The sequence below is a fragment of the Shewanella sp. KX20019 genome (assembly GCF_016757755.1).
Classification (GTDB): domain Bacteria; phylum Pseudomonadota; class Gammaproteobacteria; order Enterobacterales; family Shewanellaceae; genus Shewanella.
Genome location: NZ_CP068437.1, coordinates 705,681 through 731,717, shown reverse-complemented (window position 1 = coordinate 731,717; position 26,037 = coordinate 705,681). Strand labels below are relative to the sequence as shown.

The window sequence follows — 26,037 nt, the reverse complement described above, 5'->3', positions numbered from 1 at the left end:
ATAAAAAGATGAAAAAATTATTTACTGCAGCTGCGCTAGTGATGGCGCTTAGCGCTTGCTCTGGCCAACAAGCAACCACATCAGCAGAGCCTGTGAATGTGATGTCACTGGGTCAATCTGAGATCACCGACATTCGTGCAGCTGATGCAGCACCGATTTACCCAAAACGTGGTAAGTCGATTGAGCGTACTTTTGTACATCAGCCACCGATGATCCCACATAAAGCGGGATACCCGATTACGCTGAAGAAAAACGGTTGTATGAGCTGCCATAGCCCAGCAAAAGCTAAACGGATGAAAGCGACACAGATCGACCCGTCGCACCTACTTGCCGATGCTAAGTTAAATAAACAGTACTACAACTGTACTCAGTGTCATACGCCACAAGCTGAGAACAAGACGGAGCTGGTTGACAACTACTTTTCAACTCAGTAAACCGTTGTCATAATGCATAATTAAAAATGCCGCTCAGTCACCTGAGCGGCATTTTTTTATGCGCTTTTATTAACCGTTAAATGTCTTAGCACAACAGAATTGGCCATAACTGTAACGGTTATGGCATAAACCAATGACTTTCACCATTTTGCCATTGAATTCTCACCTCAATAGCGTAAATTCAGTATTAACATTTCCAATGAGAATCGATATATGAAGTCTGGAAAGCACGATGCACAGCTACTTAAGCTAGCGATGGAAATCGGTGTAGGTTACGCCAAGAAAAGAGGCTTTGACGATTTTGGTCAGGGTATTTCTCCTAAAGACAAAGTGGAATGCATTTACCGATTATTGGTTACAGACAAGCTAATTCAAGCCTTGCCAAAAGACAAAGAAGATGGCCCGAATATGAAGCACAAACTGGTGCTGTGGATCAGCCGTCAACTGCCTGAAAACCACGAGCTACTCAACTAACACAGCAAAAATTAACGCTGCTAAAACGAGTCAGGCCTCATTTCATGTTGTTCGGGAATACAAACCGCTAGCTGGTCAGCGACCCATTTAGAAAATGCGGTTTGATTTCCATTGACCATACTCGGGTCGCTGATCGCGATATAGCTATGACCCGAACGGATAAATCCGTATGGTGCGATAAGACTACCTCTTCTTAAATCATCAACAACTAAAGGGTAGGAGCCAAGAGCCGCACCTAAACCATCGACAGCAGCTTGAAAGCAGAAATAGAAGTGAGCGAATGTTTGCTCTTGACGGGCTTTCTCAAATGGTTGGCCAGCCCCCTTTAACCATGCCGCCCAAGCCTGAGGCCGAGTTTGGCTATGAAGTAGCTTAAGCTTTGATGGCTCATTCGATACTGAATCCCAGTACTCTTTCGACATCACAGGGCCGACCCACTCTTCAACTAACGGCCGCTTAATATAATCATCACTGAGCACGAAATCATCACGACGAATAGCCATAGAGAGCCCTGTTGCCCCTAAAGTCACAGGACCCCCCGCAGTTGATAACCTAATATCGAGTCCAGATAACTCATTAAATTCAGATAGACGAGGCATAAGCCAGCGCATCGTTAACGTTGGTTCACAGCTGACTTCCAGATAATTATTATTAAGCTGCTTTGCTCTCTTAACACCTGTTTCCAATGTACGAAAAGCTTCCTCTGTATATTGCTGTAACAACTTGCCCTCTTGGGTTAAATGCGCCCTACGTCCCTCCTTATAGAAAAGTGACATCCCAAGGTAGTTCTCGAGAATTTTGATCTGCTTACTTACTGCTCCATGAGTAATATGTAGCTTAGTCGCAGCATCACTGAAACTGGAAGAAGATGCTGTGACATGAAATGTATGAAATGCTTTCAAGTGCCTCATATGTGAATAAAACTCACCAGTTACCGGAAATTAATTCGATTATAACTTGCCTATCGACGCTCTACAATTTGGGAACAACAAAGAACATTGAGAATCAAAAGTGGAAATAATCAGTTTACTCATATTAGGCGTCGTTATCGTTATCAGCCCTGGAGCAGACTTTGCTCTAGTGCTTAAAAACAGTATCAATAATGGTAGACGCTCTGGCATCTATACAGCACTTGGAATCAGCTTAGCCATCACAGTACATATCGGCTATTCATTAATGGGGATTGGATACTTAATTTCACATAGCCAATGGCTTTTTGAACTCATTAGATATGCTGGAGCCCTTTACCTCATCTATCTTGGGATAAAAGGCTTAATCTCGGTTTCGACAAGCATAACCCCTGAAAAAGGGGTTTCATTAACCACTAGCCGTCAGCAATATCTGGCCCAGGGTTTTCTTTGCAATGTTTTAAACCCTAAAACAATGCTGTTTTTCTTAAGTATCTTTAGCCAAGTGATGAGTTTAAATAATGGCAGCACAATCGCACCAGTTTATGGTTTATATATCATGCTACTGCACCTAATGTGGTTCACTAGTGTGGCACTGCTATTTACGTCAGAACGATTAAGCAGCGCTCTAACTCGCTACCATACTAGAATTAACAACTTGTGTGCTATTGCACTAATAGGCTTTGGGGTTTTGCTTGGCTTAAAACCTGGTCATTGACCCATAGCTGATGCTGAGCATCTAGCAGCATCAGCAAAATCTCGTTGCGCTATTCATATCACCGTTTACCTACTGCAATGATATGAATAGGCTAAACCTAAAAAGTGAAAAATCTCCCATCACCGATGGTCAACTTCAATGATTCAAGGAGTGATAAGAGATATTTATAAACTCACGCTTAGTATGAGATAAGCGAACCTGAGTTAAACGGTGAAGCTGACGGACGGCTTGCTTGCTAAGAAAAAAATTGAACTACTCCTTTTATACCTTCTCAGTGACAGCTTCCTCTAACGAGCGTTGCTGCTCACAAGTATTAGCTTGAATCTTGCTCGCTTCTTCCTTGTTTAATGGCATTGCGGCTAAATAGAGTGCTTGGGCAAATAAACCTTGGTATGACTTCATAATAACGACCTCAGAAAATGGGATTAAATGGCTGGATATGCGGTTGAAGTCAAAGTAATCCGCTTCCAACTATTAGTAAAATGAATAATAGCCATTAAGTACATTCCAAAAAAGCATGAACATTCAAATAAAAAACTTACACTGTTTTGTGACTCTTGTAGAAATGGGCAACTACACCCGTGCAGCAGAGAAGTTACACTTAACTCAGCCCACGTTAACTAAGATGATCCAGCGCCTTGAAGAGAATCTTGGCCAACCTTTGTTAATCCGCAATAATCAAAAGGTCATCGCAACTGAAGCCGGAAGATTATTAGCCTGTAGTGCACAACAAATTGTGGGTCAATGGCATAGGTTACATGAGGATATGAACCGTTTAAATGGCTTGGAAACGGGTCAGCTGCGTTTAGGGGTCTGTCCGATGATGGGAGAGATGATAATCAACCTTCTCTCAAACTATAGAAAACGTTATCCTGGAATCGAAGTCAGCATTCTTGAGCTAGGCGGTTTTGGTGCCGAGCAGGCGTTATTAAATGATAGTTTGGATCTAACGTTTACCGCATTACCGACGTCTCATACTGAAGAGTTTGAAAGCCACAATTTACAGGGCTACCCTCTGCTAGCTTGCATCCCCAACGACCATCCGTTAGCTGAAATTGAAGCATTAACTTGGGCCAACATAGAGCCCTATCCGTTTATTCTGTATAACGATGATTTTTCACTGTCAAAACTATTGCTGCGCTTAAGCCGCAAAGCCAATGTCGAACTCAATATTGCCGCACAAAGTGGTCAATGGGATTTTATCGCCGCCATGGTTGCAGCAGAAATGGGCATCGCCATTTTACCGGAACCTATTTGTAATAAAGTCAGCTCAGATGCTTTTGTTTACCGGCCTTTAAACCCTTTTCTTACATGGGACTTAGCCCTTATTTGGCGTAAGAACTTGCCACTAACGGCCGCAGCAGAGAGTTTTATTGCCCTAAGCCGAGAACTGACTCCCAATATTGATAATGCTAACAATGATCAATCACAGAATTGAGAGGCTGGTTAGAGTGCAAAAGAGAAGCTGTTCTTTCCTTGTCGCTTAACTTGGTACATCGCTTTATCAGCGCGATCACAGACCTCTGCGAAACTAAGCTCACCTTGATGCAGACAGATACCGATACTTAAGCCTACCGAAATTTGGCGATTTTCGAGATCGAGTGGCGCCATAAAACAGGCCAGCACTCGTTGAGCCAATTCTGACAATAATGCTCTGTCGCTTGAATTAACTAACACCACAAACTCGTCTCCGCCTAAACGCGCGATCACCAGCGGCTCGCTCAGTTGCTGCCGTAATAGGTCTGCTATAAGCATCAGCAGACTATCACCAAACTTATGCCCATAGTGGTCGTTGATCACTTTGAAATCATCGAGATCGATAAACAGTAACGCGCCACCAGCATGGTCTTGTGTTTTTGACATTTCATAGGCCTCTATTAGCGCCTTGCGGTTTAATAAACCTGTTAGAGGGTCTTTATGAGCAAGTTCGGACAAATCCAGCTCATAGCGCTTCTCTTTGGTTATATCGATATGCGTGCCCATAATCCTCAGCGGTTGACCATCCTCATCGAACTCAATGATTCGACCACGGTCGGACACCCAGCTCACACTGCCATCTTTATGTAGCATTCTATGGGTCACTTGGTAAGATTCTGTTTTGCCGTTGAGATGATCTTCAAAGTTGTTGATAACCCAGTCACGATCATCTGGGTGCAGGTTGCCTTTCCAGCTGTCGATGTGAGCAGCTAATTCATCGATGGTATAACCCAACAATGACCCCCACTCCATATTAAACATGGTGAGATTACCTGACGGGATATGTTGTTCCCATAAACACAACCCAGTGCCATCTAACGCCGCGTTGAGCTTTTCCTCCAACACAGATTTTTCCCGCAGCAACTCAGCCTTTTCATCTCTAAGCTGCTTATTTTTTTGTTCTAGAGTAGCAAGCATTTCCTGCAGCCTGTCCAGTTCAACCTTGGTCTCATTCATTAACGACTATATTGACGGGACTGTAAGTAAGCTCCCCATCAATTGAATCCTCTAAGTTATACCAATACCCTAAGCCAAAACTACTGCTATCGCTGGTTAAACACAAGTTTAGCAATACTATTGACTGACAAATGACAATATTAGCGCAAAAAAATACCCACGCTAGCGTGGGTATTCATACGGCTATTTAATGCTAAAACAACGTACTAGAGTAAGCAGGTTGTTTTACATTTAATATTTATGCAACTGGCGATACTACAAACAGTAATTCACCCTGTGAAATCTGCTGCGCATTACTATTAAGAATACGCTCGATACGGTACTGCTGATCTTCAGGATACAGCACGGCATTCTTACGGTTAAAGCCTGCAAGGGTTACTTGCGAGAACATCTTCATTGCCTCTGTAAGCGCTAACGTCTGATCCACGGTAACAATATCACCTTCTTTAACGAAGTCTGCTTCACCAGGTGCTGGTGAGGTATAGAATATACCTGCGCCCTGCGCCATTACCTTAAGCTCATTACTCTCGCCAACACGTAGCGATTCAGTATCAACACCAACTGTTTCTGCAGCAGCTTCCATCTCAGCAATCAGCTCAGGAATATCTAGCTCAGCCATAAAGCGCGGCAAGTAGTTAGTATCGTAAACGCCTTCATTGAAGGTGCCATCTTTAAGGATGCGAGTTAACAATGGAATGTTAGACGCGATACCTTTAATCACAACTTCGTTTGCAAGGTAATCATGCAGCTTGTTAATAACATCTTCACGGCTTTCACCACGGCAGATGATCTGTGCAATCAAGCTATCGTAGTAAGGTGATACCTCTTTACCTTCACCGGCGATAGAGATGATTTCAATGTCATCACGCTCTGGCATCTTGTATTCAGTAATCAGACCAGGATTAGGTAGCAACTGCAATATGCCATGGCTATCAAGCGCCGCTTTTTCAGCAGTGACACGTACTTCCATTGCATAACCGATACTTTGTGGCTCGAGTTCTGCGATAGAACGACCGGCTGCAATATCAAAACCAGCACTGACAATATCGATACCAGATGTCGCTTCGGTTACTGGATGCTCAACTTGCAGACGGGTGTTCATCTCCATAAAGTAGACTTCGTTGGCGTCTAAGTTATAGATGAACTCTACGGTACCCGCTCCCATATAATCGGTAGCATCACCTAATAAGCGCGTATATTCCAACACTCTCTCTTTAAGCTCTTCTGGCAACATGGTTGAACCAGACTCTTCAACCACTTTCTGGTTGTTACGCTGTACAGAGCAATCACGTAGACCAAGTACCTTAGTATTTCCGAACTGATCACGTAACAACTGAACTTCAATGTGACGCAGTGAGGTAACGTACTTCTCTAGATAAAGATCACCATTACCAAATGCCGCAGCGGCTTCGGTTGAGGTCTTTTGGAACAGCTCAATCATGTCTTCAGGACGTTCTACAACCTGAATACCTTTACCGCCACCACCTTGTACCGCTTTAAGCAGTACAGGGTAACCAATTTCAGTGGCTACGTTTACTGCTTGCTCTGCATTGGTCAAAATACCGTGGCTACCAGGCACTACAGGGACGCCTTGCTCTTGTGAGGTCTTAATCGCATTAGACTTGTTACCCATGGTCGTCATGCTGTGCACGCTTGGGCCTACAAAGTTAACGCCGTTGTTAACACAAAGTGCAGCAAACTGTGGGCTTTCTGATAGGAAACCAATACCTGGGTGCAGTGCATCAACGTTTTCGTACTCTGCTACTTTTAGTACTGAGTATGCATTTAAATAACTTTCATCAGAGGTGTTACCACCAATACAAACCAGTTTATCCTTGGCTTTTAGCATATCTGCTGGCACTGATGTCATATCTGGATCAGAGGCTACCAGTACCACGTCGATATTGTTGTCATGTGCCTTACGGATAAGTTTAACTGCGGTACAACCACGAGCATGAACCAGCACTTTATTGATTGGCTTCATTAATGCGCGCGGATCGTTTTGCACAATCTCTTCATCTTCAACAGACATTTCCGGCACAAGTGTCGACAATGCATTACCAATGATGGTTTCAATCTTACCGGTCGGCTTAGGCATCAGCGGATCGATACTGCTTAACTGATCATCCAACGTCGTAGTGAATGGATTTTCAACTAACCCGTTCATTGCCCCAGGTACTTTCGACAGGTAGTTAGACAATGTTGCTGTCGATGGTAAGTAAGCAGGCACAACCATTTGACCCGCAAATGGCATATTAGTCCCTGATAGGTAGTAAGTCTGCACCAATGGATGAGTTACAAAACTCGCCTGTGCGCCACCAGTACAGTCGCCATAACCGAACATCAATACCGGCAATTCGTTATCACGAATAAAACGAGTAATACGATCGTTAACCACAGCCATTGAGAATAGTGCAGCAGCACCCTCTTTGGTTTGCATGCCGCCTGAGCTGATAAAGCAGATCACCGGCAGTTTACGTTTTGCACATTCAATCAGTAGCGCGCTGAACTTTTCAGCTGCCGCCATATCGAATGCACCCGCTTGGAATGCTGTATTTGATACTGCAACACCAACACGCATCGGCTTGCCGTCACTTTCGAAATCAGCCAGACCGGTGATCAAACCACAAGGACGGATCCCTTTATCTAATGCATCTTCAATAGAAAGACGGAAACCTGGGAAGTTAAGTAGGTTAGCCGAAATTTTATCACCGTTAATCTCTTCAAACTGAGTGAAGAACTTAGCTACAATCGCATCCCACCCCATTTTCCCAGCGCGCTTTTCATCGCGAAGGACTTTTTGGATAAGAAGATCTTGGTAACCCATGGTCAAACGGTTCCAGAAATCCTTACGACGACCGATGCGAACAGGGTTAATAGCGCCAGTGTATTCACTGCTTTCCTCTTCACTGTCGAAATATTCAGGCAGTAGACGCTCGAAGAAGTAAGTCAAAATAACAAACAGACTGTCGTTTAGTTGTGGGAAACCAACACTCTTCCACTGCTCGGTGCGAGTCAGCAGTTCTGCGCGGTTTGACTGTGACATAAAGTACTTTAGCCACTTGTAGAACTTACTCTTATCGTTAGTCACATCTTGGGTAGACAGTGCTCTATCGATTGAATCGTGTAGTAAGTTATCCACTGAACTACGCGACAAGCTCTTAGACATCATCGCTTCTTTCGCGATTGACGCTAGGTTACCAACAACGTTGTCATATAGTGCGTTGAAGACCAAGATGTTATGACATTGCCAGATGAAATCTTCGCGCAGCTCATCATGAACAATAACATCGAGAACGGTCAGTTGATTGAGCTCAGGCCAATCTGCTTGGGTCACTTCTGATGGCAATGTCTCAAGGTAGCTAATCAGCCCCTTAAAGTTGTTTTCAGCATTGCCTTTCCAGCGGTGGAACAGTGACCAACTGATGTTAAAGATAAGCGCCTTACGCGCTTTCTTATAGTTCTCTTTGGGTTCACCCAAAATCAAACGGGTTAACATGTTACGTTCAGTAGAAACGTCATCACGCTTAGCGATGAAGTTACCCCAAAGCTTATTCAGCTCTTCGTCATAAACCAGTTTGTCAGGGCTTGATAACCAAGACTGGAATACCTTGTCCTGCTCTTGCTGAATACGCGCTAACAAGTCACCTTCTGGCACGCTTACTTTAGAGAGGCGACCATACTGCTCTTGCGAGATAGAATGGATACGACTACGCAGTGTCAGGTATCGCAGGTAACGGTAAGCACTACCAAACAAGTTCAAGTGCATGGTCGGGTTGTTGGCAACTGCTAGCTCAGCATTCACTTCAAGTGCGGCCAAGTTTTTAGACGGAGCTAAGAAACGGGTTAAGCTGCGGTCATAATGTGCGCGCAAATCATCTGATTCACGTACAAACTGCACCGCGGCTTTTTCAACAGCTTCAACACTGCTGATAATCGCGCGGCGTAAATTATGCTGACGCTCATCTCTGTCTGATGGCGAGAAATCGACAATGCCATCTATACAACCTGATGTGTAAAGCTCTTCAGGAGATACACCGACTGATTTAGCACACTCCTGCCAAGACAAGTTGTACTTACGAGCAATACTTTGCAGCCCTTGTGGCTGAATAGTGTTAAAGATACCGTCACGCAGTGATAATAGAATATTTGCTGCCGCCAGTGGAATAGCACCACCAGAGTAACCAGCACCAATCACAATACCAACTGTAGGTACATCAACATTAGCACTCTCTGCAATCGCTTTAGAGATGGAGTGAGCTTGGTTTTGGCTATTTGCAACTTCACCAGCATCGGCACCTGGGGTGTCGATAAGGTAGATAATAGGCATAGACAATTCGGCAAAGTGACGTATCGCTTTACAGCACGCAAGGTGATGCTCAGGCATCCATGCGCCGTTAGCGGTGGTGCGCTCTTGTGCAATAAAACCAATACGGCGAGTACGAGATCCAAAATTCAGTTCAATCTCTGCACTATAAAAAGGGCCGATATGGGTTTCAGTGACAAGCTTACCTTTAAGGTCCGCAATCATGCGCTTAGCGCCTGGGCGGTTTTTGTCTTGAGTCGGTTGGATCACCTTAGTGACATAACCATCGACGTCTAATCCGGCTAGGTCTTTTAAATTTACCTGGATCTCGTCATCACCAAGAAGACCTTTGATCTCCTCAGATAGTGTCTGTTTACTGTGCTCAGGAAACAGAGAAAAGTCTTTAGCCAAATGCTCAGCTTTTAAAAAAAGCGGGTCGGCTGTTTGGGCTTGAGTCATGTTAGCGGGCTGATTTTTGCTGGTCATCGAAAGATCCTCTGCGTTTAGCCTCTGAAATTTTTAGCCCGTAAATATAACTTTGTTATCAGGTCAATTGCTATTAAACTGCACTAGACGCTTTGTTCCATTTTTGAGACAGTGAAGATAACATGCCAGATTTAAACGGTATGATGCTGTTTGCAGCGGTAGTTAGAGCTAATGGGTTCTCACAAGCCGCCCGCGAAATAGGCATGCCAAAATCAACCATAAGTCGTAAGGTTGCCCAGCTCGAAGAGCAGCTAGGGGTTCGGCTTTTGCAGCGAGATACCCGCAACCTGAGCTTAACTCAGGTTGGCGCGCTGTTTTTTCAGCATTGCACCAGTATAAGCGATGAAATAGAAGCTGCCAAAGCAACCATCGAAAACACTCACAATGATGTGTCGGGATCGTTGCGCGTTGCTATACCCGTTTCTTTCAGCCAAGAACTAATCGCTAACCTTTGCAGCGGTTTTATGCGCCTCTACCCTAACGTTGAACTCGACGTACAGTTTACTGATAACGATGTTGGATTAGTGGGTGAAGGCTACGATATCGCGATTAAATACGGCCCACTGCAATCAAGCGACTTAGTGGCAAGATTGCTCTTTGAACGGCAACCCATATTAGTGGCTAGTCCTAGCTACTTGAAGACTCACGGTACCCCCGCCAACCCGCAAGAGTTGGCCACCCACAGCGGTATATTGCTAGGCACATCACGCTCGGCTCCAATTTGGCCCCTAGGCAAAGGCGCTCGAAAAACCATGGTCAACTTTAAGCGTAAGGTCAGGGTGAACAGTGCGGTGATGGTCAAACAGTTTGTTATGGATGATTTTGGTATCGCCATGCTATCCAACTCGGTGTGTAAAAATGAGCTCGCCAGTGGCTCACTGGTGCCCATTTTACAAGAGTGGCCAATGGAAGCCTTTAAAGTGTATGGGGTTTACTCAAGCCGTCGTCAGCTAGCAACCAATATCAGCGTCTTCTTAGACTTTTTCCATAAACGCTTTACTAACCAAGAGTCACTGCAATCGTTGATGGGCTAGCTTGAGCTGAAATGCATTAAATAACCTGCTCAACTTGCAGGATCTGTTTCACTATCTTCTGCCTAAGATGAGCTTGTTGTATGTTGGCAAGATCTAGATTTAGCGCAAAGAAGACAGTGCTGCCATCTTTCTCAACCCAACCTACCCACCAGCCAATATACGCTTCACCCTTATTACCAAAGCCTGTCTTGGCATAAATAGCATAATCTTCAGCTGACTCAGTTAACATGACCTGCTGCATTATCTGCTGTGAGCGTAGGCTTAACGGCAATGTTTCAGCATGTAGTCGCTGCAAGAATTGAATCTGCTCCATAGCACTGATTCGCAGGCCACCCTCTAGCCAAAAGCTATCTAGCTCTCCGCCCATCGTTGCATTACCATAACCTAAGCTCACCAACATATTGGCCATGCGCTGCTTACCTATATCAGCTGCAATCCGTTGAAATATTGGCACCACTGAGAATTTAAATGCACTAGCGAAAGTATGATCTTGGTTCCATGCTTTAAAAGAGTGTTGCTGCTTATCCCATAGATATTGGTCTTCTGCATCATTCACTACCGTCAATTCCAGCGCAATCAAACCATTGGCGATTTTGAAAGTAGAGGCCGGAATGAACCCAGTTTGTCCCCTTAACAAATCATTGGTTAATAACTGTTGTTTTTCAGCGTTAAATAACACCAATACCCCATTAACATCCTCTGCACTAAAGATCGAGTCCCAATCACTTGTTTGCTGCGGCTCGCCCATCACCGAAGCTAACAATACTTCATCAGAACTCTGATCATTAGCGTTAACAATTAACGCCATTGCAGCTAGCACAAGCAACAATCCCAGTAGAAATACCCTAGCCATCTATAAGCCCATCCCTTTATTCGGTTAATACTTGGCACTTTTGAGCATCATCATTGCAGCGCCATCACGTTTATTATCTTAGCGGTTTAACGTTTGGACTTTATGGCGATATCGAGATCAATTGTGGCAAAAAAATGGCAATACTTGATTCGGCATGAGCTTGGGTTGCCAGTCGCTTTCATTGCATTCACGGCTAAGGCATACTGAAGAGATGACCTAAAAGCCTGAGAGTTCAGTTTTTAATGCTCACTGCCAGCAACAAAGCTGAGAATAATAACCAAGGACGTAGTAATGAAATCATCTAGCATAACGCTAATGGCCACTGTGCTTTTAATCGGCATATCCTCCACTTCAGCTTTTGCAAAACTCGATGTCGAAGAGGCAAGATTACCAGCAGCAACGGCAGCCATGCCAGACGTTGTCAATCGCTATCAAGCATTCGTGACCAACCTTGCGGACAAATATGCCAAGCAATCTGATGAGCTGAAAATCACCCAAATGGTGGCGCATCAAGGCTTGCGTTTGTGGCAACAAGCCGTAAGAGATGTACAATCAGGACATTTAGACGATCGCTCTTTGTATTGGAATCGTCTCGCGATGCGTACCCAGCTAAAAAACCAAAATCCTGATTTTAAAATTGCCCCTTGGCAACGCGACATTCTCGTTAGAGCCGTTGAAAAGTCTTCACGTGGCTTTAGTGATATCGCCTTTAAAGAGGATGCTGAAATAAAAATATTGCTGACCGGTTTTGATCCTTTCTTTCTTGACCGTCACATCGACCAGAGCAATCCGTCAGGATTAGTTGCATTAGCGCTTGATGGTTATCGCTTTAGTGTCAATGGCAAACAAGCCCAAATAGAAACAATGATGATCCCCGTGCGATTTGCTGACTTTGATGATGGATTGATCGAATCGATATTGACCCCCATTTATCGTGACAACAGTGTCGATATGATTTTTACCGTCAGTATGGGCCGCGATGAGTTTGATATTGAGCGCTTTCCTGGACGCAATCGCAGTGCTGCGGCGCCCGATAATTTAAATATATTAACCGGCGCCAACAAGCAAGCACCTATCGCACCACTGTTTAATGGCGGCACGCTCAATGGCCCAGAATTTGTTGAGTTTTCCCTGCCGATAGCAGCAATGCAAACCGTTGAAGGCCCTTGGAAAGTAAACGATAACCATACTGTTGCAACCCTAGCTAAAGGTGAGTTTCAAGCTAAATCATTAGCCGAACTACAAAGTGCCACATCAGTTGAAGGTTCTGGCGGTGGCTACCTATCGAATGAGATATCTTACCGCGCCATATTGTTGCAAAAGCAGTTCAATAGCAGCATTCCTGTCGGTCATATTCATACGCCACGCCTTGCCGCTTACGACGTTAAAGTCGAGCACGATATTGTTGAGCAAGTGCGGGCCATGGTAGAGGTCGCGGCAACAAAGCTCTAACCACTTAAGCTCTGGTGTGACACGATTGACTCAGGTAACATTAATGAACTCGCAATTCGCGAGTTCATTAACCGTGAGCTACCGATTCAATGTTCAAAACGCTTAACCCTTTCACGTCCAAGCAGATGTTAGCCAACAAAGCTATCAACCACCCAACGGTGATTTTTTCCGATCCGCTACAGCAAAGTATCGCTAGCCAAGTAGAACACTGTTATCAGCTTGCAGAAACCCAATTAGGACAGAAATTCCCACGGCCTGAAATCAACTTTAAGCTGCGTGGTAAGAGTGCTGGTACGGCGCATTTACAACTCAATAAGCTACGTTTTAATCCACTGCTGCTAAATGACAACCAACAAGCTTTTATTGACGACGTTGTACCACATGAGATCTGCCACCTTTTGAGTTTCCAGCTCCATGGCAGAGTAAAACCCCACGGCATTGAGTGGCAACGTTTAATGCGGCAGCTTTATAATCGCCAGCCTCGCACCACTCACAGCTTTAATACCCAATCTGTTGAGGGTAAAACCTTCGAATATCTTTGTGGTTGTGGCAGCGTGAACCTCAGCATTCGTCGTCACAATAAAGTTGTACGCGGCGACACCCAATACCGCTGCCGAAAATGTGGCCATAATCTTCGATCTTTATTGGACAAGTAACCGCCCCCGCCACTTACCATATTGCTCCAACGCCCTAGCTACCTTACAATCTGCCCAAACGAGCATCAGTTTCGTGACAGATAAGTTTTAGGGAATAAGTTTGAAAACAACGTTACTCAAAACGCTCACGTTAGCGTTTAGTATTATGTGGTTCACGCCGCTGCCTAGTTATGCTTTAGCAAAACATCCCACCAGTTTCAGCCAAGCAAAAAGACTGGCGAAAGAACTTTATATAGAGTCACTGCCAATAACTAGTTTCTATTGTGGTTGTGACATCAACATTGAAGGTAAAAAGTGGCGCACAGATTTAAGTCGTTGCGGCTATCAAGTGCGTAAGCAGCAAAAAAGAGCAGCGAGAATAGAGTGGGAACATATCGTTCCAGCGTGGGAGTTTGGCCATCAACGCCAATGCTGGCAGCAAGGCGGCCGCAAAAACTGTGGCAAGAACGACAAGCTATTTAAAAAAATGGAATCCGATCTGCATAACCTAGTACCCGCTATTGGTGAAGTTAATGGCGATCGCAGTAATTATCGATTTAGTCAGTGGAACGCCAAACCTGAGCAGTACGGCCAGTGTAAAATGAGCGTTGATTTTAAGGGCCGCAAGGCCGAGCCACCCAGTTACACTCGTGGCAGAATAGCTCGCACTTACCTTTATATGCAAAGTGCTTATGCATTGCAAATATCCAGTAGCCAATTAAAGTTATTTAAAGCATGGGATAAAAGCTATCCAGTTGATACTATTGAGTGCAAACGAGATCAAGAAATTGCCAAGGTACAGGGTAACCACAATCCCCTTGTGCAAGCTCAATGTCAGCAGCTAGTCTCAGCAACAAACATCGCAGAATAAGGCAAAACCGTACCATGAGAGTACCAAGAATTTACCAGGCCTCTTCACTGGCTATTGAAGAAACTGTATCACTTCACGAGGAAGCAGCCGGACACGTCGGCCGCGTACTAAGAATGGCAGCGGGTGATCAAGTCTGTTTATTTAACGGCGATGGTAGTAATTATTTAGCGGAGATCATCAGCGCAAGTAAGAAAAATGTCGCTGTGAAGGTCCTATCCTGTGAAAATAATGACAGTGAGTCACCACTGCACCTGCATTTAGGTCAGGTAATTTCTCGCGGCGACAGAATGGACTTTACCATTCAAAAATCTGTCGAACTGGGTGTGAATACCATTACACCACTATTTTCAGAGCGCTGTGGAGTCAAGCTGAGCGGCGAACGCCTAGAGAAAAAAATCCAGCAATGGCAAAAAATTGTTGTTAGCGCCTGTGAACAATCAGGGCGCAGCGTGGTACCCGTGATCCGCCCTGCTATGCAGCTAATGGATTGGTGTGCAGAGGAGACAACATCGCTTAAACTTAATCTTCACCCAAGAGCCTCCCATGGCGTTAACGGTTTAAGCTTGCCAAATAACAGAGTGAGATTGGTCATTGGTCCTGAAGGTGGTTTATCGGCCACTGAAATCACCATGACCGAAACCCATAAATTTACCGATGTCCTGCTTGGCCCAAGAGTACTGCGCACCGAAACCGCTGCGCTTACAACAATCAGTGCCTTACAGCTTAGATTTGGCGATATTGGATAATTCAATTAGCGATAAACCACAGCATTACTGTATACGTTTAAGGGTGTTTGACTAGAAAACTGTTGCTCATGCCCCCATGTTAGTTACAGAAACGAAAGAATAAGGAACACGCTCGATGATAAAACTCGGTATCGTGATGGATCCCATCAGCGACATAAACATCAAAAAAGATTCAAGCTTCGCCATGTTAATGGCGGCGCAGTCCCGTGGTTACCAGCTGTTTTACATGGAGATGAATGATTTAGCCATGGTAAATGGCCAAGCAATGGCAACTATGCGTGCACTCACGGTAAAAGAAGATCCGCAGGACTTTTATCAACTAGAAGAAGCTATTGATACACCACTAGCCGATCTAGACGTTATTCTAATGCGTAAAGACCCGCCGTTTGATACTGAGTTTATTTACGCCACTTATATGCTTGAACGCGCTGAAGAGCAAGGCGTGCTTATCGTCAATAAGCCACAAAGCTTACGTGATGCTAACGAGAAACTGTTTACCGCCTGGTTCTCTGAGTTCACTCCAGAAACCGTGGTTACCCGTGATGAGCAGCGCATTCGCGCTTTCCACAAAGAGAAAGGCGACATCATTCTAAAACCACTCGATGGTATGGGTGGCAGCTCTATTTTTAGAGTCAAAAAGAATGATCCAAACCTTGGGGTGATTATCGAAACACTGACTAACGAAGGCCAGCAATATGCAATGGTGCAAGCTTTCATTCCGGATATTACCGCAGGTGACAAACGCATTTTAGTGGTCGACGGTGAACCAGTGCCTTATTCATTAGCGCGTATTCCGCAAAAAGGCGAAACACGAGGCAATTTGGCCGCTGGCGGACGCGGTGTCGCCCAGCCACTATCGGAATCTGATTGGCATATTGCCCGCACGCTTGGTCCTGAGCTTAAAAAACGTGGCCTGATTTTTGTTGGACTTGACGTTATCGGCGACAAACTTACTGAGATAAATGTCACCAGCCCAACCTGTATTAAAGAGATTGAAGCCGCTTTTGAAGTGGATATCACCGGCATGTTGATGGATTCTATCGAAGCTAGAATCAACAAATAACCTGTCCAAGGACTCGGTATGACTTTTAGAAACACCTTTACTTGGGTCCTTAGTGCCCTTGCTGTATTGCCACTTTATGCCAGCGCGAATATTGATATTCAACAGGCGCCATCGCGCCCTAAGAATATGATCATCATGGTTGGTGACGGCATGGGGCCAGCTTACACCAGTGCCTATCGTTACTTTCAGGACAACCCTGATACTGAAGAGATCGAGCAAACAGTATTTGATCGCTTGCTTGTGGGGATGGCGTCAACCTATCCAGCAAGAGAAAGCGGTTACGTCACCGATTCTGCGGCATCTGCTACTGCACTCGCCACTGGGGTTAAGAGCTACAATGGTGCTATCTCTGTCGACATCAATAAACGCCCTTTGACTACCATCATGCAGATGGCAAAAGCGCGTGGCATGTCTACCGGCGTAGCAGTAACATCTCAAGTTAACCATGCGACCCCTGCCGCCTTTTTAACCCACAACGAAAGCCGACGAAATTACCAAGCTATTGCAGCAGATATGCTTAAATCTGATGCGGACGTGATCTTAGGTGGTGGGCAAAAGTACTTCTCTGAAGCACTGTTGAACCAATTTAATGCAAAAGGTTACCAACACATCACTCAGCTCACGCAGCTCGACAGTATTACCAAGCCTAAAGTGCTCGGACTCTTTGCTGACGTTCAACTCCCATGGGTGATCGACGACAGCGATGCAAACACCCTAAGTAAACTAACGCAGAAGTCATTAGATCTGCTTTCTCAAAATGAAAAAGGCTTTGTGTTACTCGTTGAGGGAAGTTTGATCGACTGGGCTGGGCACAACAATGATATCGCCACTGCAATGGCTGAAATGCATGGTTTTGCTAATGCTATTGAAGTGGTTGAGCAGTATATTCGTCAGCACCCAGACACCCTGTTAGTGGTCACTGCAGATCATAATACTGGCGGTTTATCTATCGGTGCGAACGGCGAATACCTATGGGACACTCAACTACTAAAAGGCGTCAACGCCAGCCCTGCTACCATCGCGACCCAAGCTATTGCAGTTGATGATTGGCAGGTAGGTGTAAACCAACTGCTTGGATTTGAAGTGAATAATACCGAATTACAGCAACTGAGCAATGCCCGCATGCAGGGGAAAAATGCATTAGAAGTCGCACTCAAAAAACTGATTGATACACGCAGTTTTACCGGTTGGACCACCAGTGGCCATACCGGTGGTGATGTACAAGTATTTGCTATGGGACCTGCTGCAGACCTGTTTAAAGGCAATCAAGACAACACTCACATCGCTGAAAAAATGATGAGTTTACTGCCTAAAGTAAACTAGGGACTGTTGATCTACACAAGCCACCTTTCAAGTTTTGAACGGTGGCTTTTTATTGTTCCAGTTAAAAGTGCATATTTAGGTGGTTCAAGTATAATTGCAGCCACTTAAAACCCGACTTTGAAAACTCATGCTAACCAACGCTTCGCAAGCCCTTCTTAGAAACAGTGACTTAGTTAATGGCCAATCTGTATTAGTACTTAATTATGAAGGCGATATTTTGCCTAAAGCACTATTAGACAGCGCATCTAGCGTCAGCGCTTTAGCCTTAGATTTTCATCACCACCTAATAATGCAACCCCATACAGCAAGTAATTTACAGTTGTTTTTCGGCCATCAACTGCCAAACCAAGACTGCTTTGATAGCGTTATTGTTTATTTCCCTAAGGCCAAAGCGTTGGCGCCTTACCTATTTAACCTTGCCGCTAAGCATCTTAAACCACAGGGGCAATTGATTGTGGTTGGAGAAAACAAAGGTGGAGTTAAATCTCTCCCCAAGTTATTGCCAGACTACTTTGATAAAGCTTTCAAAGCAGATAATGCTCGCCACTGTATTGTATTTACCAGCGAGCTAAACCGCCAAGCTCCAGAGATAAAGATGCAAGATTGGTACAGCAAATATCAACTGCAAACACCGCAAGGTGAAATCACTATCTGCAATATGGTCGGGGTATTTAGTGAGAAGAGGCTCGACGACGGTACCAAACTGTTACTCGAAAATCTGCCGAAGATGCGTGGAACCGTGCTTGATTTTGGTTGTGGAGCTGGCGTTATAGCCGCTGCACTGTTAACCGCGCAACCAGAGCTAAAACTTGAATGTGTCGATATCAACGCAATGGCGCTGGCATCTTGCGAGCTCACTTTACAGGCCAACGGGCTTAACGCAGATGTGTTTGCATCAGACGGTATGGCACAAACAAGCAAAACTTACGACGGTATTATCTCTAACCCACCGTTTCATGACGGATTAAATCGCCTCACCACTATCGCGACTGATTTTGTTAAAGCCAGTGCAGCGAATTTATCCAAAGGGGGATTGTTTAATATCGTGGCTAATCGACACCTGCCCTACTCTGACTGTATTGCTGAAAACTTCGGCTGTGTTAACGTTAATGCGGAGAACAACAGGTACAAAATTTACTCCAACATAAAACGCTAAACCAAAGCATAAAAGTATGGTATAAATTTTAGACTAGCTGAATATTCCGTAACCAGTATCGGGTTACATTTTTGCTGTGAGATTAGTCTCAGGATGTATACCTTATACTTTCATGACCGCGTGTTATGTGGTTATACTCGATCCCAATCTCTTTAATAATAATAAATAAACGATAGGGATTTTCATGCTGCACCCTGAACTCATCGAGCTAAGTACGGACGGCGAAAATGCCGAGTTAACGCTAGTCCCTAACACTCATGCCCCTATCCTTGAACAGGATTTGCTTGAGCTTCTTGCGCTGCCTATTTTTTGCAAGCTAAAGCCACTCCAAGAATCCATCAATAAAGCCGTTGTTCAAGTTAATCAGCTTTGTGGTCAAGAAGATGGCCAATCAGCACTGCTGTATACCATTGCACAACGCCAAGATGCCAGCATCAGTTTTGCGATATCTGATGACAAGATGCAAGTATCGATGACCCTAACCGCAGCCTATGGCGGTCAAGATATAACCCTCAAAGATATTTTACAAAACTTAAAAATACAGCAAGTTAAACTTGGTCTCAGCAAAGCCAAAATTGATCTTTCACTAGCACAGTTTGCCTCACTGCAACCGGGTGAGCAGTGCTGCAATACAATAGCCCAAGGAAGAGCTGCGATTCACGGTAAAGCCGCCAAACTGGAGCGGAAAGTCATGCTGGCTCGCGAGCGACTATTACAGCCGCAAGAAAATAGCGACGGCAGTGTCGACATGCGGAACCTGGGTGCCGTGATCATGGTAAAGCCAGGCAATGCGCTCATATTAAAGCACCCGGCAACCACCGGCGTTGATGGCTACAATGTTTATGGTGACAAGCTGCTTGCCAAGCCAGGCAAAGATCTTAAGCTTGTTGCTGGCGACGGTACAAAGTTTTGCGAGAACAACCCTCATCTATTAATCGCAGACGTTGCAGGCCAGCCGGTCGAAACAAAGCAAGGCATGCAGGTCGACGATCTGCTGCAGATAAAAAATGTCAATGTTGGCTACGGTCACGTCGACTTTAAAGGCAGCGTGTTGATCACTGGCGATGTCGGCGAGGGCATGAAGGTAAAAAGCTCTGGCGATATCACTGTGATGGGGTTTGTCGACTCGGCAACACTAAATGCTCAAGGTGATATTACCGTCAGCAAAGGTGTTATTGGTCGGCAACTAAAAGACAATGCCCTTTCCACGACCCTCAAAGCACAAGGTCAGATCAGCGCCCAGTTTGTGCAATATTCAAACCTTGAAGCTAGCGGTAATATCTTGGTGACTAAGCAATTGCTTCATAGCCATGCTAAGACTAAACAACAGCTGATAGTCTGTGACGCTAGCGGCCGTCGTGGTGATTTGGTCGGCGGAAAAGTAGAGGTCGATAAGGGCTTAAAAGTGGTGGCGATTGGTGCCACTGCAGGTACTAAAACTGAAATATTCTGTGCCATGCATATCAATGAGTTCAAGCAGAATTTAATTCAACTTAAAGACAGCATTAAATCGATGATGGTTGCTATCGCAAACATTGACGGGCAACTAGGAAATCTCCCGCCAAAGGCTCAGTGGCAAGACGATGAGATGATGGTAGAACAAGTGACTGTGATGCTTGAGGAAAAACGACGAATTGTCTCTACCAAGCAACAGGAGCAAGCTGAGTTTGAATCTATTCAGCAAGAGCTTACAAATTACTATAAAAACTATCGAGTCGATGCCTTAAAGCACGTTTTTACCAATATCGAGATCCATATTGGCAAGGCGTTTAACCGCACACAACGAGACCACGGCCCTTGTAGGATCACCAATATCAATCAAGAGATCGACTTTGATTACAGTGCAAAAAAGTAGGATTCATTGTCTTCTAACTCTATTTAGCGGCATAATAACGTTACTTTAAATCGTTGAGATATGACGTGGAATTATTGAAAATTGACTGCCTTGGGAAGCCACTTCGCTTAGAGGGCTCTATGGCAGGTTGGCAGCAACTCTTTTGGGGCGATACCTTAGTCTCAGTTATCCAAGCAAGCGCTGAGAATGAAGGCTTAAAAAGTCATACTTTTGAACTTAGTACTGCCACCCCTACAGCGACAACAGCGACAACAGCTACAACAGCCGATACGATTGAAATCCAGCAGCACACCCTAGAGATCATCTTAGAAACCGATCTGACTTGGCAGCCTTTTCTCATCGACTATCGCCTACTGCACAACGGACAGCTTATCAGTAGTGGCCAACGGAACAGTAAAGATATTGAACAGCAAGTACCAACTGTCGCCGTGGCAGAGAAAAAGCAATTTAGTGTGGTTGGCTTAGCGTCTTTAGGCTTCAAACTATTAAAGAGCGCCAAAGTAATTAAGGTCGTTCTGGCAGGTGCCAGTGTTGCCGCATATTCTTGGTTATTTTCGTTTCAGTTTGCACTGGCACTCATCGCTTGTTTGGTATTTCACGAATATGGCCATATCCGTGCAATGAAGCACTTTGGCATGAAAACCAAGGGAATTTACCTCATCCCCTTCATGGGTGGTTTAGCCTTAAGCGATGAAAAGATTAATACCCGCTGGCAAGATGTAGTGATCTCGATTATGGGGCCCACCTTTGGGCTGCTAATGTCGATAGCGGCGCTAATCGCCTATTGGGTTACTGGCAATATCTTCTTCGCCGGCCTTGCCGCATTCAATGCCCTACTTAACCTATTTAATCTACTGCCGATATTGCCATTAGATGGTGGCCATATTCTCAAGAGTATTAGCTTTTCAATGAACAGTGTGATGGGGCTTGTTGCCTGTATTGCAGGCGCGGCTATTGGCGTTTACATCAGCTACACCCTAGGGTTGGCTTTGCTTGGTTTCTTACTGCTTATTGGCAGTGCTGAGATAGTGTTTGAGTGGAAGACCCGTCATCAGAGTCACCTATTACCGCTGGATCGCTACGGGCAGATTTTTTCCGCGGTTTGGTACTTTCTGACGGTGGGCGCCTTAATCGGTATTATTTGGTATTTTGCAGGCAGTGGTGATGACATGCTGGCACTGCCTTTACAGATCCTACAAAGTTAATCATCATTGGATTGTTACAAAAAGGCATTAATTACCAATGCCTTTTAAACCGAGCATTAACTGGAGTTAGTGACCGATGTATTTGTCTAAAAACGCCAATATTTTGTGGTTTGCTTCAATGATATTTTCCTCTTTGTAAAAACCATGTCCCTCTTTATCTTTCACCAGCCATTCATAGGGGTGCTCTTCCTTATCAAGTACCTCCTTCAACGCCAGTGCGTGCTCAAAGTGGGCGCGGTTATCATCTTCACCATGAATAATCAATACCGGCGTTTTAAGCTTATCGATATTATGCACCGGAGATTGAGAAATCAACTCAGCTTTATCTGTTCCTAAGGTTTTATCCAAATAAGCATCGCCCCATTTTACGTCTTTAATATCACCTTCTTTATACAACATGGCTAAGTCGTATACGCCCACGTACCCAATGCTGCATTTAAAAGTATCAGGTTCACGTATCGACGCTTGTAGCGCACTGTAGCCACCAAAACTAGCACCAAAAATACACAGCCTATCTTTATCTGCTACTCCCGTTTGCACCGCATATTGGGTCGCTAATAAGATGTCATCTTGGATTTTTGCGCCCCACTGTTTGTAGCCGGCCTCTTTAAATGACTCACCATAGCCAGTAGAGCCTCTAAAATTCACCTGAACAACCGCATAACCTTTACTGGCAAGAAGCTGCACTTGAGCGTTGTAACCCCAGTAATCTCGCGTATGAGGTCCACCATGAGGAATAACAACTGTGGGTAAGTTACTGGTTTTGCCTACGGGCAATGTTAAATAACCATTGAGGACTAATCCATCGGGGGTTTTGATCCTAAAAGGCTCGGTTGGCGCTAATTTACTTTTATCGATCCACGAATGACTACTGAGCAAATGCTCTGCCTTATTGGTCTGAGTGTCATAAAGATAAAACTCACCAGGATTACGATCACCAGACACATGAACTACCGCTTTACGCTTGTCCGCCGTTATACTGCTAATATAAACTGTCTCACCCTTGAATGCGCTCAGTAACGATTTATGCAGTTGAGCCTCGGTTGATTCTGAAGCAAAAAATTGAAATTGGGGATAATCTTCATCAATTTGGATCCCATACAATTGATTCAAATCTGTACCAAATATGATACTAGGATCAGCCAATTTACTCTGATACAGTAAGGTCGACTTTTTAGTTGCTATATCGTACTCATACAGACCTTTAGGGCCACCATCCTTACTTTGCAACGCATAGATGGTGTTATTATCTTTAGCAAAGGTAATTGCTTCAAACTTACCCTCAATATCTTCACCGAACTTTACCCAATCATCGTCTTTCCCTTTCGTGTAATAAACTTGGGTAAGATGGTCCTTATCAACTCCAATAGAAAAACGCGGTGTACCACTGTGATCAACTAAGAAACTGCTATCTGACATTGGCGCTTTTTTAACGTTATACTCACGGCCAGTATATACATTTAGCTTTACTGCCCGAGGTATAACTTGGCCCCCTGACCGCCTATGTTTCTGCACTAAAATATGTTGGTCATCACCAGTTAAGCCATCCAGCAAAAAGCTGCCTCCAGGCGACTTCCCCTTAGAGCGATATCCCGCAATCATCTTTTTCTTTTTACCATCATAATTTATGGCGTAAAGCTCACCAGTATTCATCGGGCCTTCAAATCGACCAGTAACTCTTTGAATTTGTGTTATCACTCTTTCATTATTTACCCAATAAAACCTTCCAGCTTGGTCATAATTGCCATTATGTAATGAGTAGGTTACCTTTTTTGTATCCGTTTCTAGAAAGGCCAATGTCTTACGGCCTTCATTATCAAGCAACACGGCAAGGTGTTTACCGTCAGGAGATATTTTTACATTGTAGAACTGAGGGTGTTTTGAAAATTCCTCGACGGTAACAGCTTGAGACTTTAGAGGCAGCAGTATAATCACTGCCATTAAAAAGAGGGGTTTAATTAGAGACACTTTACATTCCTTTGAGTGAGTAGCCTTAGGTATAAATGTATCAAACGATACTGATAACAGCATTTACGGAAATTATCGTCGAAAAGAAAAACTAAGTACAAGGATTATACGTTAGTTGAGCAAAACTCAATCCCAGTTAATAGCGACTAGGATATGAAGCGGCTTATTATTGAGTTTCAGACAAAAAAACCGACTTAATGTCGGCCCATTTATTTTTCACATTAAAGAGAATAGTTTCTGGAAATACAGGATTCAGTAGGATGGGTGTAGGGGATTGCTGACAATAAATATACACAGCAACACCTTGCTAATTGATCCCCCGCGCTTGGTGAAATATTACCATTGGCATCGCCATGACCATTGTATATTAGCTAATTAAAAACACTCTCATCACTAGGTACACCACCTGATGAGATGATTTTATCACAGGGGCTGGCTTGCTAAGCCTCCATGATAGGGATCAAGCAAGTCTGAATAGCTAACGCTTTCGATGGTATTAACTAAAAATGTCTCCACCTCTTTATTGAACCAGCCGACCGAGACGTAATTTGAGTCACCATAATAGTACACTAGCGACAGAACGATATTATTTGAGGTGTATGGTTTTAGCTGAGTATTACCTAAAAAGCCTGTACGACTACCCACTTTAGACAGCGGAGTCAGTAAGGTGGAAGCTCGCATTGTGGCAAGGTTTTCACGACTGTTCGTTTGACTGTAGAAGAAGCGACCCATTAAGTTTCCCTGTATCTCTAAGTTAACGTCTAAATTTGGCAGAAATACACTATCGTCATTGGTTTCATGGCTATAACTTTGCTCATCACTAAAAATCGCTTGCCATTCAGTTGGATTTAACCAGACCAGACTTTCAGATTCTTGCTGTAGGATTCTGCCTTCTACATCTGTCTGCTCGTAGCGTAAACCTGTCACCACGCTCAACGGCGTGTCATACAACTCAGATTCAAAATGGAACTGAATATAGGCCGAAGCAGTTTTTTCGTTGATCATATGGTCATCAGTAAACGGGACTGGATTGTACTCAACCCCAAACTCCTCCTCAGCCCATGAAAACATCTTCCCAATGTCATAACTACTGTAATAAGGAATAGGCATGTCGCCACCGGAAAAACCATCCAAAAAGCCACCGCCTAAGTCAACATAGCGTATTTGGTCTGCTACCGAAGCCTTATAGCCATACCAGCCGGCATTGATTGGGCCACTGTAACTGCCCTGAGCATGTGTATCCATCTCTAGGAAATCGATTAAAGACAAGCCTTCTGCATCACTTAGTCAGGTACCACTAAATTGATATTGACTTATATCAGTCTCGTTCTGGTTGGCTAACACTCCAAAAAATAGCGTAGCATAGTCTTCTGGTTGTAGGCGGGGCTACCGTTGGGATTGAGATCATTATAGCTGGAATCTAACAGCGGAATATAGCTCCCGCTGGCATAAAAGTTCAACGTCAAATTATCAGAAACTGACCATTTAGCGTTAAATCCCAGTGACCTGTTCTCATTCTCTGTCGCTGATTCATTCATGGTGCCCGAGTAGTCGCCATCGACTTCGTTGACCAAATCAAAGGTGCCATTTTCATTTATATGAGCTTGAGCTGCATTATCAGGTCCTTAAAACCACAGTCCCCAAGTGTCTTTTAACGAATTATCATTGAGCTTGGAATTGGCGTAATCAGCTATTAATTCGAGGTTTTAAACAGGTGCATATTGAGTGACCAGTTGGCCGTTAGTACGTTCACGTTCAATATTGTCAGTCATAAAACCAACATTACGCGCATAAAATGTATTGCCATCGGGGTTTTGGTTTTCGTCAATCACCTCTGCATTGGGATTAAGCTCACCATGGATGTTTTGGCGCCAACCATCAATGGTTGCAGCATTAATAAGCTCTATTTCAGATCCTTACGTGAGTATTCACGACGCTAGAAATAAAAGGCAGGTAACACATAATGACAATTAGCATCTGCAAATCAACAAATTACAATAGTCACTACACAGATCATAGCCGTTGATACGTTGCCACTATCAAGTTAGCAGATTGTTTAGTGCTCAGATTTATCGGCTGAAAAGACAGGAGGCTGTTTTCAAAGGTAATAAAGTGAA

The 26,037-nt window shown here is 44.3% G+C and carries 22 protein-coding genes; 14 read left to right on the top strand and 8 right to left on the bottom strand.

From position 1 onward, the window contains the following. The first annotated feature begins 8 nt into the window (after nucleotides 1–8). Entirely contained in the window at nucleotides 9–434 is a 426-nt protein-coding gene (locus JK628_RS03240; protein ID WP_202287845.1) for a nitrate reductase cytochrome c-type subunit, read from the top strand. Between the two features lie 213 nt (nucleotides 435–647). Beyond that, on the top strand, nucleotides 648–908 hold the full coding sequence (locus JK628_RS03235) for a DUF5062 family protein (RefSeq protein ID WP_202287844.1): 261 nt from the start codon (nucleotides 648–650) through the stop codon (nucleotides 906–908). A gap of 20 nt (nucleotides 909–928) precedes the next feature. On the opposite strand, the gene JK628_RS03230 is transcribed toward JK628_RS03235, so the two are convergent. Next, nucleotides 929–1,819 (bottom strand): LysR family transcriptional regulator, encoded by an 891-nt coding sequence (locus JK628_RS03230; protein ID WP_202287843.1) that lies wholly within the window; start codon nucleotides 1,817–1,819, stop codon nucleotides 929–931. 100 nt (nucleotides 1,820–1,919) lie between these two features. On the opposite strand from JK628_RS03230, the gene JK628_RS03225 reads away from it, so the two are divergent. After that, a complete protein-coding gene (locus JK628_RS03225) occupies nucleotides 1,920–2,534 on the top strand; it encodes a LysE family translocator (RefSeq protein ID WP_202287842.1) in 615 nt (204 codons plus the stop codon). 261 nt (nucleotides 2,535–2,795) lie between these two features. Here JK628_RS03225 and JK628_RS03220 read toward each other — a convergent pair whose 3' ends face one another. After that, nucleotides 2,796–2,936, bottom strand: a complete 141-nt coding sequence (locus JK628_RS03220; protein WP_202287841.1) for a hypothetical protein — start codon at nucleotides 2,934–2,936, stop codon at nucleotides 2,796–2,798. A gap of 115 nt (nucleotides 2,937–3,051) precedes the next feature. Between JK628_RS03220 and JK628_RS03215 the strand changes: the two genes are divergently transcribed. Further along, on the top strand, nucleotides 3,052–3,972 hold the full coding sequence (locus JK628_RS03215) for a LysR family transcriptional regulator (protein ID WP_202287840.1): 921 nt from the start codon (nucleotides 3,052–3,054) through the stop codon (nucleotides 3,970–3,972). An 8-nt stretch (nucleotides 3,973–3,980) separates the two neighbouring features. Here JK628_RS03215 and JK628_RS03210 read toward each other — a convergent pair whose 3' ends face one another. Together JK628_RS03210 and JK628_RS03205 are read right to left on the bottom strand one after the other, a co-directional pair. Further along, nucleotides 3,981–4,967 (bottom strand): sensor domain-containing diguanylate cyclase, encoded by a 987-nt coding sequence (locus JK628_RS03210; protein WP_237524127.1) that lies wholly within the window; start codon nucleotides 4,965–4,967, stop codon nucleotides 3,981–3,983. A 238-nt stretch (nucleotides 4,968–5,205) separates the two neighbouring features. Next, nucleotides 5,206–9,759 carry an ATP-binding protein gene (locus JK628_RS03205; RefSeq protein WP_202287839.1) on the bottom strand — a complete coding sequence of 1,518 codons (4,554 nt, stop codon included), beginning with the start codon at nucleotides 9,757–9,759 and terminating at the stop codon, nucleotides 5,206–5,208. 122 nt (nucleotides 9,760–9,881) lie between these two features. Here JK628_RS03205 and JK628_RS03200 point away from each other — a divergent pair, with 122 nt between their 5' ends. Then, nucleotides 9,882–10,793 (top strand): LysR family transcriptional regulator, encoded by a 912-nt coding sequence (locus tag JK628_RS03200; RefSeq protein ID WP_202287838.1) that lies wholly within the window; start codon nucleotides 9,882–9,884, stop codon nucleotides 10,791–10,793. 16 nt (nucleotides 10,794–10,809) lie between these two features. On the opposite strand, the gene blaOXA is transcribed toward JK628_RS03200, so the two are convergent. Continuing rightward, a complete protein-coding gene (blaOXA, locus tag JK628_RS03195; RefSeq protein WP_202287837.1) occupies nucleotides 10,810–11,646 on the bottom strand; it encodes a class D beta-lactamase in 837 nt (278 codons plus the stop codon). Between the two features lie 291 nt (nucleotides 11,647–11,937). On the opposite strand from blaOXA, the gene JK628_RS03190 reads away from it, so the two are divergent. The 9 genes from JK628_RS03190 (at nucleotide 11,938) to JK628_RS03150 (ending at nucleotide 21,952) form a co-directional block, all read left to right on the top strand. Then, a complete protein-coding gene (locus JK628_RS03190) occupies nucleotides 11,938–13,098 on the top strand; it encodes a hypothetical protein (RefSeq protein ID WP_202287836.1) in 1,161 nt (386 codons plus the stop codon). Between the two features lie 125 nt (nucleotides 13,099–13,223). Then, entirely contained in the window at nucleotides 13,224–13,754 is a 531-nt protein-coding gene (locus JK628_RS03185; RefSeq protein WP_237524126.1) for a SprT family zinc-dependent metalloprotease, read from the top strand. Between the two features lie 145 nt (nucleotides 13,755–13,899). After that, entirely contained in the window at nucleotides 13,900–14,604 is a 705-nt protein-coding gene (locus JK628_RS03180; protein ID WP_202289693.1) for an endonuclease, read from the top strand. 14 nt (nucleotides 14,605–14,618) lie between these two features. Continuing rightward, nucleotides 14,619–15,350: a 16S rRNA (uracil(1498)-N(3))-methyltransferase gene (gene rsmE / locus JK628_RS03175; protein WP_202287834.1), complete on the top strand. Its 732-nt coding sequence runs from the start codon at nucleotides 14,619–14,621 to the stop codon at nucleotides 15,348–15,350. A gap of 115 nt (nucleotides 15,351–15,465) precedes the next feature. Next, nucleotides 15,466–16,413: a glutathione synthase gene (gene gshB / locus JK628_RS03170; RefSeq protein ID WP_202287833.1), complete on the top strand. Its 948-nt coding sequence runs from the start codon at nucleotides 15,466–15,468 to the stop codon at nucleotides 16,411–16,413. Between the two features lie 18 nt (nucleotides 16,414–16,431). Continuing rightward, nucleotides 16,432–17,736: an alkaline phosphatase gene (locus JK628_RS03165; protein WP_202287832.1), complete on the top strand. Its 1,305-nt coding sequence runs from the start codon at nucleotides 16,432–16,434 to the stop codon at nucleotides 17,734–17,736. A gap of 127 nt (nucleotides 17,737–17,863) precedes the next feature. Next, nucleotides 17,864–18,892, top strand: coding sequence for a methyltransferase (locus JK628_RS03160; RefSeq protein WP_202287831.1), 1,029 nt, complete (start codon nucleotides 17,864–17,866; stop codon nucleotides 18,890–18,892). Between the two features lie 184 nt (nucleotides 18,893–19,076). Continuing rightward, nucleotides 19,077–20,747 (top strand): DUF342 domain-containing protein, encoded by a 1,671-nt coding sequence (locus JK628_RS03155; RefSeq protein WP_202287830.1) that lies wholly within the window; start codon nucleotides 19,077–19,079, stop codon nucleotides 20,745–20,747. 65 nt (nucleotides 20,748–20,812) lie between these two features. Beyond that, nucleotides 20,813–21,952 carry a site-2 protease family protein gene (locus tag JK628_RS03150; protein ID WP_202287829.1) on the top strand — a complete coding sequence of 380 codons (1,140 nt, stop codon included), beginning with the start codon at nucleotides 20,813–20,815 and terminating at the stop codon, nucleotides 21,950–21,952. Nucleotides 21,953–22,018: 66 nt separating this feature from the next. On the opposite strand, the gene JK628_RS03145 is transcribed toward JK628_RS03150, so the two are convergent. From JK628_RS03145 to JK628_RS23415, 3 genes are all read right to left on the bottom strand, one after another. Continuing rightward, entirely contained in the window at nucleotides 22,019–23,920 is a 1,902-nt protein-coding gene (locus tag JK628_RS03145; protein WP_237524124.1) for an alpha/beta hydrolase family protein, read from the bottom strand. A gap of 423 nt (nucleotides 23,921–24,343) precedes the next feature. Next, complete coding sequence (locus JK628_RS03140; RefSeq protein ID WP_202287828.1) at nucleotides 24,344–25,189, bottom strand: TonB-dependent receptor domain-containing protein; 846 nt, start codon at nucleotides 25,187–25,189, stop codon at nucleotides 24,344–24,346. 437 nt (nucleotides 25,190–25,626) lie between these two features. Then, the gene (locus JK628_RS23415; protein WP_272931641.1) at nucleotides 25,627–25,752 is read right to left on the bottom strand and encodes a hypothetical protein; all 126 of its coding nucleotides are present in this window, start codon (nucleotides 25,750–25,752) and stop codon (nucleotides 25,627–25,629) included. Between the last annotated feature and the right edge of the window lie 285 nt (nucleotides 25,753–26,037).

Coding starts and splice junctions, on each gene's coding strand:
- JK628_RS03240 (WP_202287845.1), top strand. CDS start 9: ATGAAAAAATTATTTACTGCAGCTGCGCTAGTGATGGCGCTTAGCGCT.
- JK628_RS03235 (WP_202287844.1), top strand. CDS start 648: ATGAAGTCTGGAAAGCACGATGCACAGCTACTTAAGCTAGCGATGGAA.
- JK628_RS03230 (WP_202287843.1), bottom strand. CDS start 1,819: ATGAGGCACTTGAAAGCATTTCATACATTTCATGTCACAGCATCTTCT.
- JK628_RS03220 (WP_202287841.1), bottom strand. CDS start 2,936: ATGAAGTCATACCAAGGTTTATTTGCCCAAGCACTCTATTTAGCCGCA.
- JK628_RS03215 (WP_202287840.1), top strand. CDS start 3,052: ATGAACATTCAAATAAAAAACTTACACTGTTTTGTGACTCTTGTAGAA.
- JK628_RS03210 (WP_237524127.1), bottom strand. CDS start 4,967: ATGAATGAGACCAAGGTTGAACTGGACAGGCTGCAGGAAATGCTTGCT.
- JK628_RS03205 (WP_202287839.1), bottom strand. CDS start 9,759: ATGACCAGCAAAAATCAGCCCGCTAACATGACTCAAGCCCAAACAGCC.
- JK628_RS03200 (WP_202287838.1), top strand. CDS start 9,882: ATGCCAGATTTAAACGGTATGATGCTGTTTGCAGCGGTAGTTAGAGCT.
- blaOXA (WP_202287837.1), bottom strand. CDS start 11,646: ATGGCTAGGGTATTTCTACTGGGATTGTTGCTTGTGCTAGCTGCAATG.
- JK628_RS03190 (WP_202287836.1), top strand. CDS start 11,938: ATGAAATCATCTAGCATAACGCTAATGGCCACTGTGCTTTTAATCGGC.
- JK628_RS03185 (WP_237524126.1), top strand. CDS start 13,224: ATGTTAGCCAACAAAGCTATCAACCACCCAACGGTGATTTTTTCCGAT.
- JK628_RS03180 (WP_202289693.1), top strand. CDS start 13,900: ATGTGGTTCACGCCGCTGCCTAGTTATGCTTTAGCAAAACATCCCACC.
- rsmE (WP_202287834.1), top strand. CDS start 14,619: ATGAGAGTACCAAGAATTTACCAGGCCTCTTCACTGGCTATTGAAGAA.
- gshB (WP_202287833.1), top strand. CDS start 15,466: ATGATAAAACTCGGTATCGTGATGGATCCCATCAGCGACATAAACATC.
- JK628_RS03165 (WP_202287832.1), top strand. CDS start 16,432: ATGACTTTTAGAAACACCTTTACTTGGGTCCTTAGTGCCCTTGCTGTA.
- JK628_RS03160 (WP_202287831.1), top strand. CDS start 17,864: ATGCTAACCAACGCTTCGCAAGCCCTTCTTAGAAACAGTGACTTAGTT.
- JK628_RS03155 (WP_202287830.1), top strand. CDS start 19,077: ATGCTGCACCCTGAACTCATCGAGCTAAGTACGGACGGCGAAAATGCC.